This window comes from Flavobacterium tagetis, assembly GCF_016735615.1.
GTDB classification, from domain to species: domain Bacteria; phylum Bacteroidota; class Bacteroidia; order Flavobacteriales; family Flavobacteriaceae; genus Flavobacterium; species Flavobacterium tagetis.
This window is the reverse complement of the sequence record NZ_JAERSF010000002.1, coordinates 36,332-53,048: the sequence shown is the minus strand read 5'-3', so window position 1 is coordinate 53,048 and position 16,717 is coordinate 36,332. Positions and strand designations below refer to the sequence as shown.

The 16,717-nt window shown below is 33.7% G+C and carries 10 protein-coding genes; 2 read left to right on the top strand and 8 right to left on the bottom strand.

Translation table 11 applies throughout. The features are described 5' to 3' along the window. Nucleotides 1-55 precede the first annotated feature (55 nt). The 7 genes from JI750_RS07600 to JI750_RS07570 all read right to left on the bottom strand — a co-directional run bounded on the left by JI750_RS07600 (nt 56) and on the right by JI750_RS07570 (nt 14,025). Nucleotides 56-2,065 carry a protein-disulfide reductase DsbD family protein gene (locus tag JI750_RS07600; protein ID WP_201999861.1) on the bottom strand — a complete coding sequence of 670 codons (2,010 nt, stop codon included), beginning with the start codon at nt 2,063-2,065 and terminating at the stop codon, nt 56-58. Between the two features lie 218 nt (nt 2,066-2,283). Beyond that, nucleotides 2,284-5,070: a M16 family metallopeptidase gene (locus JI750_RS07595; protein ID WP_201999859.1), complete on the bottom strand. Its 2,787-nt coding sequence runs from the start codon at nt 5,068-5,070 to the stop codon at nt 2,284-2,286. Between the two features lie 168 nt (nt 5,071-5,238). After that, nucleotides 5,239-6,369, bottom strand: coding sequence for a TlpA disulfide reductase family protein (locus JI750_RS07590; RefSeq protein WP_201999857.1), 1,131 nt, complete (start codon nt 6,367-6,369; stop codon nt 5,239-5,241). A gap of 58 nt (nt 6,370-6,427) precedes the next feature. Continuing rightward, nucleotides 6,428-7,630: a TlpA disulfide reductase family protein gene (locus JI750_RS07585; RefSeq protein WP_201999855.1), complete on the bottom strand. Its 1,203-nt coding sequence runs from the start codon at nt 7,628-7,630 to the stop codon at nt 6,428-6,430. Between the two features lie 64 nt (nt 7,631-7,694). Then, nucleotides 7,695-9,098 carry a RagB/SusD family nutrient uptake outer membrane protein gene (locus JI750_RS07580; protein WP_201999853.1) on the bottom strand — a complete coding sequence of 468 codons (1,404 nt, stop codon included), beginning with the start codon at nt 9,096-9,098 and terminating at the stop codon, nt 7,695-7,697. Between the two features lie 17 nt (nt 9,099-9,115). Then, entirely contained in the window at nt 9,116-12,709 is a 3,594-nt protein-coding gene (locus JI750_RS07575; protein ID WP_201999851.1) for a SusC/RagA family TonB-linked outer membrane protein, read from the bottom strand. Between the two features lie 167 nt (nt 12,710-12,876). After that, on the bottom strand, nt 12,877-14,025 hold the full coding sequence (locus tag JI750_RS07570; protein WP_201999849.1) for a FecR family protein: 1,149 nt from the start codon (nt 14,023-14,025) through the stop codon (nt 12,877-12,879). Nucleotides 14,026-14,304: 279 nt separating this feature from the next. On the opposite strand from JI750_RS07570, the gene JI750_RS07565 reads away from it, so the two are divergent. Next, complete coding sequence (locus JI750_RS07565; protein WP_201999847.1) at nt 14,305-14,916, top strand: RNA polymerase sigma factor; 612 nt, start codon at nt 14,305-14,307, stop codon at nt 14,914-14,916. Between the two features lie 47 nt (nt 14,917-14,963). On the opposite strand, the gene JI750_RS07560 is transcribed toward JI750_RS07565, so the two are convergent. Next, nucleotides 14,964-15,713, bottom strand: coding sequence for an MBL fold metallo-hydrolase (locus tag JI750_RS07560; protein ID WP_201999845.1), 750 nt, complete (start codon nt 15,711-15,713; stop codon nt 14,964-14,966). 103 nt (nt 15,714-15,816) lie between these two features. On the opposite strand from JI750_RS07560, the gene JI750_RS07555 reads away from it, so the two are divergent. Next, the gene (locus tag JI750_RS07555; RefSeq protein ID WP_095931306.1) at nt 15,817-16,692 is read left to right on the top strand and encodes a LysR substrate-binding domain-containing protein; all 876 of its coding nucleotides are present in this window, start codon (nt 15,817-15,819) and stop codon (nt 16,690-16,692) included. Nucleotides 16,693-16,717: the final 25 nt, after the last annotated feature.

Genomic DNA, 16,717 nt, shown 5'->3' with positions numbered 1-16,717 from the left:
TTTATTATTAGAAAATAAATGAAAAGATGATGCAAAAGCAATTTTTTACAAAAACTTATTTCTTAAAATTCTTAATCCCGCTTTGTAGCCAATTGTAGTATTTCTCAATATCTGGATTATAAGCAGATGGCTCTGTCAAGTTTACACTATTATGATCCACAATTACATAAAACGGTTGCGCATTTGCTTTGTAGGTTTTAATCTGTAAATCGCTCCATTTGTTTCCGATTGTTTTAATCTTTTTTCCTGTGGTTTCAGAAATATATTGTTCGCTTTCAGGCAGTTCTTTTTTGTCGTCAACATACAGCGAAATCAAGACCACATCATTATTTAAAACCCTTAAAACTTTTGGATCTGACCAAACCAATTCTTCCATTTTTCGGCAGTTTACGCAGGCATAACCTGTAAAGTCTAATAAAACAGGTTTGCCTTGTTTTTTGGCATATTCCATTCCTTTATCATAATCATGAAAAGTGATGATGTTTTGCGGGCCGTGTTCTGCTCCTTCTGGCAATGAACCTGTTATTTTTAATTCGGAATTACCCGAAACACCCAATCCGTTTGGAGATTCGCTGTATTGCATTGGAGGAGGGAATCCGCTGATTAATTTAAGAGGCGCTCCCCAAAGTCCAGGAATCAAGTAAATCATAAAACTTAAAACGATTAATCCGAAACCTAATCTTCCGACAGAAATATGATTTAGTGGAGAATCATGTGGAAGCGTAATTTTTCCGAATAAATAAAAAGCCAACATTCCAAAAACGGCAATCCAAATCGCTAAAAAAACTTCTCTTTCTAGCCAATGCAATTGCAGAACTAAATCAGCATTCGATAAAAATTTGAAAGCCAGAGCCAATTCTAAAAATCCTAAAACAACTTTTACCGTATTGAGCCATCCGCCCGATTTTGGTAAAGCGTTCAGCCAACCTGGGAAAGCTGCAAATAGTGAAAATGGCAATGCAATAGCAATTGAGAAACCTAACATTCCAACAATTGGTGCGATTCCGCCTTTTGAAGCGGCTTCAACTAATAAAGTTCCTACAATTGGTCCTGTGCAAGAAAATGAAACAATCGCTAAAGCCAAAGCCATAAAGAAAATCCCAATTAATCCTCCTCTATCTGCCTGCGAATCTACTTTATTGGCTAACGAACTTGGCAGTACAATCTCGAAAGCCCCTAAAAATGAACAGGCAAAAACAACCAATAAAATAAAGAAAATCAAATTGAACCAAACGTTGGTTGAAAGTGCATTTAGCGAATCGGCGCCAAAAACTGCGGTTACAATTGATCCCAACAAAACATAAATAATTACGATTGAAATTCCGTAAATCATTGCGTTTCTAATTCCCGCAGCTTTCGTTTTACTTTGTTTTGTAAAATAACTCACCGTCATCGGAATCATTGGAAAAACGCAAGGCGTCAATAAGGCTGCAAATCCTGATAAAAAAGCCAAAACAAAAATTGTCAGCAATCCTCGTGATTCAGTTTTCTTTGGTGAAGTTGCAATTTCTTGTTTTGATTTTTTTTCTTCAGTTTGAGAAACAGTTTTTTCTTCTATACTTACAGAATCTGTTTTTACGACTGCAGTTTCTTCGGCGGAAGCCAATTTCTTTTCTTTCGGAATTTTAAATGTTAATTCTTCTGTAGACGGCGGCAAACAGTTACTATCGTCGCAAACCATAAAATCGACTTCTGCAACAATATTCGAAATATCATCTGAAATGAATTTGATTTTTTGTGTAAAAAGCGCTTTATCTTCAAAATATTTGATTTTCATATCGAAGATTTTATCCACTGTTTCGTGTCCTTTGTCTTCAGTAGTTTTTCCGATTAATTCGATTTTTTTTGACTGATTTTTAAAAGTAAAAGCCGTTGGCGAAGGTCCGCCCTCTTCAATATATTGTCCGTACAAATGCCAGCCAGATTGTATTTTAGCTTGAGCTTTTAAAATATATTCTTTATCGGATATTTTCTCGACAGATGTTGACCACTTTACGGGATTATACATTTGTCCAAATATACTTCCCGAAAACAGTAAAAGGAATAATATAAAAGTGTTTTTCATTGTTTTTTGATTTGATGTTTAAAAAAAGAGCTGTCGGCAAAACAGCTCTTTTTGTCTTTCACAGAAAATGGCTTACTAATTCAGATTCTAAAATGAAATAATGAAAGACGACTATTAAAAATTGTTGATTTTAGATTGCAGATTTTAGATTTAATCGCAGTCGCAGAACTTTGTCAAAGTTTAAAACTTTGACAAAGTTGAATTCTTGAGACTGAAAACTACTTCAAAGGATTCCCATCTTTATCCAAAGAACCCGATTTGATGATAATCATTTTATCTAGTTTGATGTACTTTTTGATAGCATCGTTTACCTGCTGCAAAGTGGCTTTTTCAATGTCTTTTGGATATTGGTCAATGTAACTTGGCTCTAAACCTCTTTCAATAAAACTTAAAATTGTTCTTGCCATTCCGTTTGTAGTTGACATTCCCACTTTAAAGCTTCCTATTAGATTGGTCTTCTTATTTTCCAATTCCTCGGCTGTAATTCCGTTTTTCACCCATTTATCTACTTGAACCATTGTCGCGTCAAGGCCTTTCTGAAATAAATTCGGATTGAAAGAAGCATTTACAAACCAGTAGCCGCCAGTTTCGATATTTCCGCCTAAACCAGAAGAGATGTTGTATGTTAAACCGTCGTTATCACGAACAGTCTGCATCAAACGTCCCGCAAAACCAGCTCCTAAAGTATAGTTTCCGATAAAAAATGGAATATAATCTACATCGGCTCTTTTTAAACCTGTAAACTGTCCGATGAATAATTCTGTACTTGGTTTTTCCGGAATCGTTACTACCTCTGTTTTTGAGTTTGATTTCGAAGCTTCTTCAAATTTTAGCTTTTCTGTAACTCCGCCATTCCAGTTTTTAAATGATTTTTTTAGAGAAGCATTTAAGTTTGCTCCATCTGTGTCTCCTACAATTACTAATCGCATTGAGGCTGTTCCGAAATATTTTTTGTGGAAAGCTTTTACTTCATCCAAAGTTGCTTTCTTGATATTCTCAATATTTTCTTCAACACTTAAACTATAATTTGGATTTCCTTTCGGATAAATAGCCTGAGATAAAGCAATACTTCCTCTTTCGCCTGGATCATTCAAATCCTGTTGTGTATTTCCAATAAATTGTTGTTTTAAGTTTTCGAATTCTTTGGCATCAAACAACGGATTTCTAAGTTCTTCTGCCAATAAAACAATTACCTGATCTAAGTCTTTTTTCAAACATTTAAATCCAATATTAATTTTGAAAGTAGAAGCATTTACGTTTAATGTAACCCCAAGTTTCTGAAGTTTTTCTGAGAATTTGAATTTATCATTTAATGTTGTTCCTTTTGAAAGCATTGATGCTGTTAATGCAGGAATAACATCGTTTTTAGTTTCGCTTGTGTAATTTCCTAACGAAATACTCGCTGCAACGGTCACAAAATCTTTTGCTGAAGTTTTAATCGAAACCACATCAATTCCAGATACTTTTTCTCTTTTGAAAGCAGAAGCCGATTTTTCAGCTGTTTTTTCAAAAGAAATTGCTTCTTCTGTGTTTTTAACTAAAGATGTAGCTGATGATTTTTCTTCATGAATATGTCCGTCGTCTGAGTGTCTGTAATAAAATGGTCCATTTTCTGGCATATAATTGGCTGCTTTTGCCACATCTTTATTTTGAGAACCTGACTGTTTCGGAATAAAATATCCTGTTGTACTTTGGTCTTCAACCAAGTATTTTTGAGCCACTCGCAAAACATCTGCTGGAGTCACTTTTTTTAATCGATCAACTCCTGTAATATAATCTGTCCAATCTCCGGCTGCAATCGCTTCATTTAGCGCAGATGCAATAACTCCTGAACCATCACGAGCCAAAATGGTTTGTGTACTAATTTTTGCCACTACTCTATTTACTTCATCTTGAGTAACGCCTTCTTTCTGAATTTTAGCTACGACCTCGCTAATTTTAGCATCTATATCTTCATGTTTTGAAGTCGTTGGAAAACCAACACCAATCGTGAAAAGTCCAACCTCTTTAAAGTTTGTTGCCTCTGCATACGAGTAAATTCCTAAACGTGTATCTACAAAAGTTTTATTTAAAATTGCCGATGGACCATTGCCAATAATCTGTGCTAGAATGCCTAAGGCAGGAAGATCTTCATGCAAAGCTCCCGGAATTTTATATGCTTTGTTGACAACGCCCAATTCTCCTGGTTTTCTAACCACAATTTTACGCGGACCATATTGTTGAGGCTCTTCTGTATAAGGCTGAGGCATTACATGCGGTGCTTTTGTGATTTTTCCGAAATACTTTTCGATTAATTCAAAAACATTTTCTTTTCTGAAATCACCAATAATGGTTAAAGTAGCATTATCTGGCCAGTAATACGTATTATAAAAATTCTTTAAAACTTCAATTGGCGCTTTTTCAATATCCGATTTCCAACCAATTGTAGAATGATGATACGGATGTGCAATATAAGCCGAAGCCCATATTTCTTTGTCTAATAAACTATTTGGATTGTTTTCGCCTCGTTCAAATTCGTTACGAACCACAGTCATTTCTGCTTCTTTATCTTCTTTCAGTAATAAAGAATTACGCATTCTGTCTGCTTCGATTTGAATCGCTAATTCGATTTTATCACTTGGAAGCGTTTCAAAATAATTCGTACGATCGTACCAAGTTGTAGCATTCAATTGTGCCCCTGTATTTTGCAAAACATCCGTAATGGTATTTCCGTTTTTCTTATTGAAAGTTGGAGTTCCTTTAAACATCAAATGTTCTAAAAGATGTGTCGATCCTGTGTTTCCTAAAACTTCATGTTTAGAACCAACACGATATACAATTTGTACAGTTGCAACTGGTGAAGCATTGTCTTGCAAAAGCAAAACATTCATTCCGTTTGGCTGGTATAAATATTCTTCTATTCCGCCTAATTCTTTTATTTTCTTGAAGTTAACTGATTTGTTCTGCGCTGAAATTAGGGTGCAGAAAGCTAATGAGCAATAGCCCAGAAAGATGTATTTTTTCATTTTTTTGTTGATATTATTTTGGAGTGTTAAGCAGTGTTCAGTGTTCTTTTTTTTAAGTGTTCAGTCATAGTCTGAAACTTTGACAAAGTTGAGTTATCGAGACTGAATACTTAAAAAAACTGAACACTTATAACTGAATACTGATCACTAATTACTGATCACTGAGAGTTATTTACTAAAAATTTCTTTCAATTTAGATTGAAGTTCAGCTTCTCTAAGATTTTTAGCAACAATTTTTCCATCAGGGCCAATTAAGTAGTTTGTGGGAACCATTTTTACACCATATAAAACAGCTGCCTCATTTTGCCATCCTTTTAAATCAGAAACATGAGTCCAAGTTAAACCGTCTTTTTCGATTGCTTTTTCCCAAAGTTTCTTTTTATCATCTAAAGAAACTCCCAAAACATCAAATCCCTTATCGTGATACGTTTTGTAAGCCACAACTACATTAGGATTTTCTTTTCGGCATGGACCACACCAGCTTGCCCAGAAATCTACTAAAACGTATTTTCCTTTGTAATCTGACAATTTCACCACTTTTCCGTTTACATCAGTTTGCGAAAATTCAGGAGCTGCAACGCCAACTGCTGTTTTTTCGTTAAGATCAATCGATGCTTTTAATTTTTTTCCGTAAAATGATTTTTGAATTTCTGGAGATAAAATTCCGTAATATTCTTTTACTTTTTCAGGAGTTCCGTAAGACACAATTCGATCTTCAATTACTAATGCTCCACCTAAATTGTCTTTGTTTTTTCTGATGAATTTATCCGTCAGATCATCCGCGAAAGCGCCAAGATCTTTCCACTTTTTATCCATCATTGTTTGCTGTTCTGGAGTCAATTTTACTTTTCCTCCTTGTGTCAACGAATCAGATAATTTATAAATCGGACCTGCAATTGCTTGTATTTTTTTGAATTCATTATCGTAGTACGATTTGTATAATCCGTTTTGAGTTGCTCCTGTTACTTTTGCTTTAAAAACAGAATCTTTTTTTGCTTCAATCGCAATATCTTCATTATCTAAAAGAAACATTGCTCCGTATTCTTGCCCTTTAATTTTAAGTGTATGAAATAACGGTTCTCCTGTTTTTCCTGTAAAAGAAAATGCACCTTCTTTTACCTCAGCAGAATCAATTATTTTTTTATCTCCCTTTTCGTCTGCATATTCTAGATAAACTATTCCTTTATCTAATCCTGCAATTTTTCCGTTGATTGTGTACCCTTCTTTCTTCGCGCAAGAAGAAAATGCCGTCGCTATTGCTAATGCGAATAGGTAAGATTTTAATACTGTACTTTTCATGTTATATTTTTTGTTTGTTAGATTGCGATGTTTTTTAGTTTTCAGTTTAAACTGAATACTAAGATTTCATAAGCTCTTTCAGTTTTGCTTCTAATTCTGCACCTCTTAAATTTTCTCCGATAATTACACCTTTACCGTCTACTAAATAAGTTGCTGGAATTGCTTTTACGTTAAATGATTTACTCACTTTATCATCGTCCAGAAGATTGTGCCATTGCATATTTTCTTGTCCAAGTGCTTTCTGCCAAGCTTTTTCGTCTTTATCAATAGATACGCTTAAAATTTCAAATCCTTTTGGAGCATATTCAGCATAAGCTGTTTTTAAGTTCGGAATTTCTTTTCGGCATGGACCACACCAAGAAGCCCAAAAATCTACCAAAATATATTTTTTCCCTGCAACGATATCTTTTGCATTATATGCTTTTCCGTCTTTATCTTTCAAATTGAAATTAGCAATGCTTGTTCCTACTAAAGATTTAGGGTTCAAATCTTTGTCTACAATCTGACCGTAGTAGCTTTTTTTCGCAGCTTCAGAAAATTGCTCATAAATTGGCTTTTGTTCTGGAGTAAAATAACTGTATGAAGTCATCATAAAAAATGGTCCCCACCAATTGGTTTTATGTTTTTCTATCAGGTTTTTTGATAATAATTCTACCTTCGTAAAAAATGCTTTTTCGTCGGCTTCAAATTTTTTCCATTGCGGAGTATTGTACACAGAATCTAGCAATTTCTTGTTATTTTCTTTTTTTGCTTTTCCTGCCAAATTACTAAGTTCATTTATTCCAACATGATACGCTTCATAATCACTATTCAATTCTTCTTTAAAAGCAGTTTCTTTCACATAATAATCATGAGATTTAGAACCTTTAATTACTACATCTTTAAAACTAATCCATTCTCCTTCTTGATCTGAAACTTTACCAGTCGCTACAATTTGTATTTTTGAATTTTCGACCATTACAGCAATATTTCCTTTGTTTTTACCAAAGACAACATAGAAAAAACGAGGTTCATTTAATTTTCCTGTAAAAGTAAATTTACCGTCTTTAAGAGTTGTTTCTGCAACTGGAGTTTCTGAAGAATGTGTTGCTCCTGGAATTAATTTTACAGCTGTCCCGTCTGCAAGTCCTGTAATATTTCCTTCAATTGCATAAGAAGTTGAAGCAGGCGTTACCGCTTTTTTCTTTTGTGCCACAGTGTTATTTGAAATAGATAACAAACAGATGCAGAATCCTAAAATTTTATATTTAATTGTATTCATTTTTGATTGATATTTTAGAGAAAGCTTCCCTTTCGGAGTTCCTAATCAGGAAGCTTTTGAGTTATTATTTTTCTACGTTTTGTGTAATGGTTCCGTTTCCTGGATTTTGTGTTGCTCCTTGAGGGAAAGGCATTGTCCACATATGTGATGTTGAAGACAAATTATAAGTTACACCTCCTACAACTTTAGACAAACTAAACGGATAAGTTCCTTCTGCATTACGACGGCGTGCATCTGCAAAAGGAACAAGAGTCTGCACATACTCGTTATTTTTTGTTCTGAAAATAGCATTCAAAGCTGTCGCTTTATCAGTAGTAGAAATATCTTGATAAGAGGCAGGAAGAATACGAGTTTTGCGAACTGTGTTTAAAACCGCTAATGCTTCACTGATTTTATTGTCACGTGCCAAACACTCCGCTTTTATTAAATAAACCTCAACAGTTGTAAGTCCGCCAAAATTGTACATTCCTGACAATATAGAATAGTAATACGTATCTGCTCCAACAGTTCTTACTTTCCAACGCGATTTTAAACGTGCATCTCCAGTTTCAAAACGCGCAGCTCTTTCTACTGGTATGCTTGGTTCCCTTCCTAATGAACGGCTAGAACCATGCCTAAAAACATAGTTTTCAATATTGTTATAACCCATTGGCGATACAGCCGTTGTGTATGAATTTGGCACATCTATAATGGCTTTATTTGCTTCGTAAAAAGCTACCCAGTCAAAGAGTTTATTATTTTCTGCTAATGCTAAATCAGCATATTTTAAAGCCTCTGTATAATTATTCATCTGTAGATAAACTCTTGAATAAAAAGCGTAACCTGCTCCTAAATTTGGATGTAAAGCTGTTTGAGAAACTTTAGGCAAATAAGGCAATGCTTCTTTAATATCATTCAGAATAAAATCATACATTTCCTGAATGGTTACTTGTTTACTTGGCGCATTAATGTTAGCACTTGTAATTAACGGAACTGATAATTTTGTTGCCGCCGTAGAAGCTACATAAGTATCTGCATAAAAATTAGTCACATAAAAAAAGTTCATAGCACGCATTATTTTTGCTTGTGCCCAAACTGCTCTCTGTTCTTGCTCAGTCGCTTTTGTTGTCGAAAGTGCATTTTCAATAATTAAATTAAAAGCCGAAATTCCGCTATAAGTTGTGTAATATGTAGATTCGTCTGAGACTTTCAATGCAATACGATCGGCATTTTCGTCCCACATATAATTGGCATTATACAACCTATTACTTGTAAGTGTAGCTGCTGTAACAAATTGATCATTTAGCAAATGTGTAGCTCCCAGAATATCTATTCTTGTATTGTATTCGTCACGCAAAAAAGCTTCATAATCTGCTAATGTTTCTGGCGATTTTGCTCCTTTTGGCACATCGCTCAAGTAATCATCGCAAGATGCAAAAGTCAATCCTAAAGCCAATAAACACGCTACTTTTTTATATATATTTTTCATCGTCTAGTCTTTATAAATTAGAAATTAACATTTACACCCATAACAAAACTTGGAGATATAAAACCGCCTAACATATACTTGGCATCTCTGCTTTTGGCAAAAGTGTATACGTTTTCTGCATTCAAATTGAATCGTACTCCGTCTAGTTTTACTCTTTTAATAATATCTTTTGGCATTTGATACGCTAAAGAAATATTGCTTAATCTTAAATTTGATGCATCCAAAATATTGATATCTGCATAAGAATAAATAGTACGGGACTCTGAATTAAAATCTGATTCATATTCGTAAACTGCTCTCGGAACATTCGTAAAAGCTTCGTCTCCTGGCTTCATCCAACGATTTGCAATATTATTGTTTACCACTGTAATATCTGTTACATAACCTCCAAGTGCGCTATTGTAATTGTTGCTCAACATTGGCAAGAATGTGTTTCTAACTTTATGTCCTAACTCATAAATGAAAAGAGCCGAAAGTGAGAAGTTTTTATAATTTGCTGAGGTATGGAAAGAACCGCTGTGTGTCGGAACTGTCGAACCATAATCTTTGATCGCATCTATCTGACCTGGATTGTATTTTACTGCAGTTCCTGATGCATCATAAACTTGCGGAATTCCTGTATTGCTTAAACCTGCCCATTGGTAACCATAAATGCTGTTAAAACTTGTTCCAACTCTAGGATAAGCCTGTGGATAATCTAACTGTAAATAGTAAACAGGAGCTTTTACATTTACAAAATCTACTCTGTTTTTATTATAGGCATACAAAACAGCTGCATCCCAAGAGAAAGAAGGCGTTTTTACAATCGTTCCTCTTAAAGTAGCTTCTACACCTCTGTTGGTCATTTCTCCATTATTAAGTGTGTAAGAAGAATATCCAAATCCTTCTGTTGGAATTCCTTGACTAGTAGCTAACAAATCTTGACCTTTTTTGTTGTATAAATCTAGCGTTCCGCTTAATCTGCTTTTAAACAAAGAGAAATCAAAACCAATATTGGTTGTTGTTGTTTTTTCCCAAGACAATTCAGGATTTGGACGTTGCCCCACACTTCCATAAGTTCCTCCAACATTAGCATTAGCATAATAATAAGCTGTTAAATAAGGCGCAGAATCTTTGGCAATATTTCCTGCAATACCATAAGAACCGCGCAGTTTAAGAGCATCAACCCAATCAACATCAAAAAACGATTCATTGTTAATATTCCAACCCGCACCTACAGACCAGATAGGTTTGTTTTGATATTTACTATCTGTTCCCCAAAGATTAGAACGATCCCAACGAATACTACCAGAAAGAGAATATCTTTTATCGTAAGTATAACCTCCTGTTGAGTAAAGAGAAACATAACGGTTTTGCAATTCTTTTTCTAATGAAAAATCATTTATCGACATATATCCGCTGAAAACAGAGCCATATACTTTTAATAAATCGGCTTGATTTATTGCAGTAAATGTTAAAGCTTGCGAATCGTAACCATAACGTGTGTTATCATTATATTCTTGTTTCGAATGGCGGATTTCCATACCAGCTATAGCAGAAAAATCATGTTTCTCAGCAAAAACTTGGTTGAAGTTTAATTGTTGACGGAAATTATAAGCATTAGAAAACTGATTCGTTTCTTTTACAATATCTCCATAAGGTAAATTATAAACTGCTTTATTATTTACAATGGTTACCATTCCGTTTACTTTGTTTCTTACATAATAAGAGTCTTTATCAAATAACTGACTTGCTCGATCTGATGCAAATTCGTATTGGAACATCGCATTGTATGTAAATGCTTTACTGAATTTTACATTAAACTTCGCAAAGGTTCTATTCAAGAAGCTTTTATTTTCAGTAAGATTTCTTCCCAACTCGTCCATTGGCGTAATATCCATGTTGTAAAGACCATAAGCCTGCATAGAATTAAGCGTAAAATTATTGTAGCGAGAAGCAGCAGTAGAAACAAAATTAGTTCCGTCATTATTCACCAATTGATTGTAGGGTTGCCATTTAAAACCTGGATTATCTGAAACAACAGCTGGATTAATAGGCTTATAATACTGAGTATCTCCTATTCCGTAATTCAAATAAGTTCCCAAATCTAAAGACAGCCAGCTATTAATTTGTGTCGAATTTTTCAAATTAATTCCAACCGATTGGTTTTCAGAATACATATCTTCTAGTTGGTTGTCCTTATATGTTATAGACGCATTAAAAGCATTGTTTTCGCTAGCTTTACCTAAACTAAGGTTGTGCTGCATAAAATACTGATCGCGTTTTGCATATTTTGCTACATCATCATAATATTTATAACCTTGCGAACCTAGTTGATTCAAACGATTATTCATTTCTGTTTGAGAAATATTTCCTGCATAACCATTTAAAATCGTCTGCATTCCTAAACTCGTAAATGCGGCATTATTTAGCAATGACTGTGCATAAGTTGCTGCATTGGCAGTCTTAAAATTAGGATTTCCGTCTGCCCATCCTCTTTCTAAACCAATAATATCAGCAGAACTAGTAAGATTGTCAGTGTAGTTTCGGTAAGGTGTAACGGTTAAATTACTTGAAAACGAAATATTCATTTTACCTGCTTTTGCTTTTTTCGTTGTAATTACCACAACTCCATTTGCAGCACGAGCACCGTAAATAGACGAAGCCGCGGCATCTTTTAAAACTGTAATCGTTTCAATATCTTCTAAGTTTAAACTAGGAAGATTTTCTTCTATAGATGCGTAAGGAGTTAATCTTGTATTTTCAACAGGAAAACCATCAATAACATATAACGGTGCCGTTACTCCTCTCATTGAAGTTGTCCCGCGAATTCTTCCATCCTGATATCCAACAACACGTCCTTCTAAAATTTTATCTAAACTGCTTAAACGTTGTTCTTGAAAATCCTTTGCTTTTAAACTTGAGAAAGATCCCGTTGCTTTTTCTGCAGATATATCCTGATAACCAGTCTTCAAAACTAGTCCTTCAAGTTGAAGAACCTCTTCTTTTAGAACAACATTGATAACGCTTCTTCCTTCAACTTTTATTTCCTGTCTTACGTATCCTAAATAAGAATAAGCCAAAGTCGTTTCGCTACTTACCGCAATAATCTGATATTCACCATTAAAATCGGTATTTACGCCTCTTCCAGAACCGTTATCAGCAACTGCTGCTCCTACCAAAGGCATTCCTTTTTCATCAGTAACGCGGCCTTTTACAATAAAATCAGCAACTTCTTTTTTTGCTTTAACTGGTTCTTCGGCAGAGACTTTTTTCGGTGTCAGAATAATGTGGTTTCCTGACACTTTAAAATCTGTACTGGTATTATTAAAAATTTTGTTTAAAATAACTTCGATTGAAGTCTCGTATGCATTCACGTCGATTACTCTGTTTAAATCTACAGATCTCACATTATAGACAAATCTGTAATCTGTAGTATATTCAAGCCTTTCAATCACTTTAGCAACGGTCATGTTGCTGGCATTAAAAGAAATCTTGTTTTTTTGAGAATAAGTGGTTCCGGCGTGCATTACTGTTAAGGCAGTTAGCAGAAATAATGTGGTCAATTTCATTTTCAAATCAAATTTCAAAAAAGGCTTATCAAACCTGATTCTGTTCAAGAGTTTTTTCATACTTTTAAAATGTTTTTTAATGTTGGTTGGTTAATTAACTGACCGCATATACTCTACCGGGAAATGTTGGCGCATTTTCCGGTTTTTTTATAACGATCCTTTTTGTTTTGGATTTTTGTTACATAGGCGCTTTTTTAATTGTTAATTATGAATTGTTAATTGATAATTTACTTTATTGTAATCTTGTCTCTATCAATATCGTAATCAATAGCATAACTGTCACTGAAATATTTGAGCACTACTTCAATTGGTTCGTTATCAAAACGAGCGTTGAAAATTTCTCTTCCAAGTGTTTTATTTCTGTTAATGAAAGTGACATTGTAACGACGTTCTAGCTTTTTAATAATCTCATCAAACGAAGCATTTTTAAAGACTAAACTTCCTTGTACCCAAGCCGTATAATATTCTGTATTTACTTGTTCTGTTGTAATTTTAGATTGCCCTTTTTCACTTGAACCTTTTTCCCCTGGTTTCAAATACACTTGGTTTTCTTTTGTTTTTTGACCTTTATACAAAGACACTTTTCCTTCGACCAAAACAACATCAGAATTACTGTTTTCACTATAAGTATCTACATCAAACTTGGTTCCTAGAACCTCAACATTTATATTTTGTGTATTCACGTTAAACGGATGTTCTTTGTCTTTTTCCACTTCAAAAAAAGCTTCTCCTAAAAGGTAAACTTGACGATTCTGATTTTTACCAAACTGTACCGGATATCTCAATGAGGTTCCTGCATTTAAATGCACAAGCGTTCCGTCTGACAATTGCACTTCAAACTTTTTCCCATACGGAATCTTAATGGTATTGTAAACCAGGGCACCTTCAGAATACGCTTTTGTATAAACCAATTTCCCTTTTTCCTGTCTTCCAATTACATTTCCGTATTTATCGGTTATGTTTCTGGCATCATTTGCGTTAAGATTCTGCGATTCGTTTCCGAGCTGTAAGACAATTTCATCTTCTCTCGGAATAATAACATTTTGTTTCGAATGAGAATTGTTTGAATTTTTATAGAAATAAAAACCTCCCAAAGCCACAATCAAAATCGCTGCGTATTTATAATAAGACGAAAATCTTCTTTTATAGAAAACATTATTTTCTTTCGCTATTCTAACTGAAAGCTGTTTTCTAACCTCAGTAGAATCAAAAGTGTTCAAAGCCGAATCAATTGCATAATTGGTTTTTATAAAATCCTTAAATACAATTTGATTCTCTTCTTCTTTTAACCACTCCGTAAGCTGCTCAATTTCTTCTTGAGAAGCCTGATTTGTGATAAATTTAACAATTAGTCGTTCTGACTTTTTTACTGTCATTTTAGCCGTTTTTAATATTATTACGAAGCCAAAAAACAAAACCCTAACAATTTGATAAAGTTTTTTTCATTTTGATGAATTTTTTATTTTTCACAAGTCTTTTCTTTCAATAAAACCCTACTAATTTGGTAGAAATTATAAAACAAAAGATTTATATTTGCATTTTTATCCTTTTTTATTTGTAATAAATTTCGAATAGAAAAGCAAAAAAGAGATTGTTTTAGGCAAATTCAGTTCACTTTTTAACCTAAAAAACTATTAATTTATATATTTGTTTTTATGAAGATTGAGGATTACAGCGATAATACTACACTAATTGAGTCTCTAAGAAATGGAGATGAAACCGCTTATACGTACCTAATCGACAACTATCATCATAAACTTTGTGTCTATGCTAACAGTCTGGTTAAGAATGTTTACAGCGCAGAGGATATTGTCCAAAATGTTTTTATTAAAGTCTGGGAACAGCGAACGAGATTAAAAGCAGATCATTCTCTAAAAAGCTTTCTTTATAAATTGACTTACAATGAATTTATCGATTTATATCGAAAAAACCAGTCTTTGTTTTCTCTTGAAAAATCATACTACGATGCTTTGAACGGAATTGTTCAGGAAGAAGATTCAGAAGCTTTTCAAAGGGTTTTGAATGCTGTGAATAAAGAAATTCAGAACCTTCCACCAAAATGTAAAGAAGTTTTTATTTTGAGTAAAAAAGAAGGTTTAACGAATATCGAAATTGCAGAACACCTTGACGTTTCTATAAAAACTGTTGAAGCACAGATTACAAAAGCTTTTTCTATTTTAAGAACTTCACTTGAAGAAAAAGTGAGAAGCGTTTTGTTTCTTTTGTTTTCGGCTAAAAAAAAATTCAGACTAAATAATTTAATCTGAATTTTCTTTTTATTGTTTTAAAGCTGTAATTGATTTTAAAACTTCATTTACGATACGTATTTCATTTCCTCTTCAAAAAACGCTACAACTGGTGTTTTCATATCGTGATAAAAAAGCACTTTCCAATTTTCATCTTTTGCCTGCTGTTCCCATTTTTTGCGAGATTCCCTAGCACGTTTTCCGTCAAAGTCGGTTTTGTACGCAACATGCATAGACCAATATATTTTTTGAGGCAAATCGTCTGCACCGTAAAAGACAATTTCATCATCGGCTTTAATCCAGAAAACTTGATGAAATTGGGTATGTCCAGCCGAAACTTCATAGAAAATTTCGTCTGTAATTTGTCCGCTGTCAGCATGCAATAATTCCACATTTGGAAGTTTTTCGAGCTGATTCAATATTTCAGGAACATAAGACGGATTATTGATTTGTTCTAAAGCAAAATCTATTTCGCGTTTTTGAATATAAATCGTTGCATTTGGAAAATTCTGAACCAGATTTCCGTTTTCAAAATAACCGATTCCTTCAATGTGATCTTTATGAAGATGCGAAACCAAAACTTTGGTTATCTGTTGAGGTTCGATATTGTTTTTTCTCAGAATTTCATAAATAAACGGAACTCCATTATTGACAAATCCTAATCCAAAGTCTAACAAAATAACGTCATTATCTGTAATAATAACAAAGGGCTGAATTGCCATTTTTAAACCTGGAGCGGTTAATTCATTTGTTAAAAGCTGAAATTCTTTTTGAGAATTGGCAACGTAATTTCCTTCTTGTAAAGCTATAATTTCCATCTTGTTTTTGCTTTGATTTTGCAACACGACAAAGTTCTTAAGAATTTCTATATTTGTAAAACCTTATTTTTCGATATAATCAATCGACAAAACCGATTTAGAAATGGAACTTCGTCAGCTTAAATATTTTCTCAAAGCAAAAGAATTACTGAATTTTACCGAAGCAGCTTCTGCGCTTTATATCAGTCAGAGTACTTTATCGCAACAAATTAAACAATTGGAAGACGAGCTTCAAGTTCCGCTTTTTAACCGAATTGGAAAACGAATTACATTGACAGAAGCTGGAGAATTATTTTCTGTTTACGCTCAGCAATCGGTCAACAAAGCTTCTGACGGACTTCAATTATTAAAAGATTTAAACAAACTCGAAACTGGAAAAATTGCCATTGGCGTTACCTACGCTTTGCGACATGTCGTTACAAAAGCTTTAATTTTGTTTAGTTCCGAATATCCTAAAATTCAATTCGAAATTATCTTTGGAACTTCGCAGGAACTCATTCAAAAACTAAATCATTTTCAGCTTGATGTTATTTTAACTTTTGAAGAAATTGCTTCTGAAGCACATTTTAAGTATCTAGAATTGTTTACTTCGCCAATGGCTCTGGTTACGTCTTCTGAAACTTCTTTAAAAAATAAAAAGACCATTTCTCTAGAAGAAATTAGTACGTTGCCTCTTGCCATGCCTGCTGGCGGTTTTAGCACCACTCAATTTATTAGCAAGGCCTTTGAAAAAAACAATTTACATCCGAATGTTACGATCGAAATAAATGACATTCCAACATTGCTTGAATTAATTAAAACGGGAAAATGGCACACGATCTTAACTAAAACTACAATTGAAGACGAAAAAGATTTGTACGCCATACCAATAAAAGGAGAAAATATGACCCGAACTGCAATGCTGATTTCTTTGAAAGAAGTATATGAGAAAAAAGCAGTTAAGGCTTTTTTGAAAATGCTCGTAGAAAATTTGAAATAGTTTTTAAATATCGGATTTTTAAAAC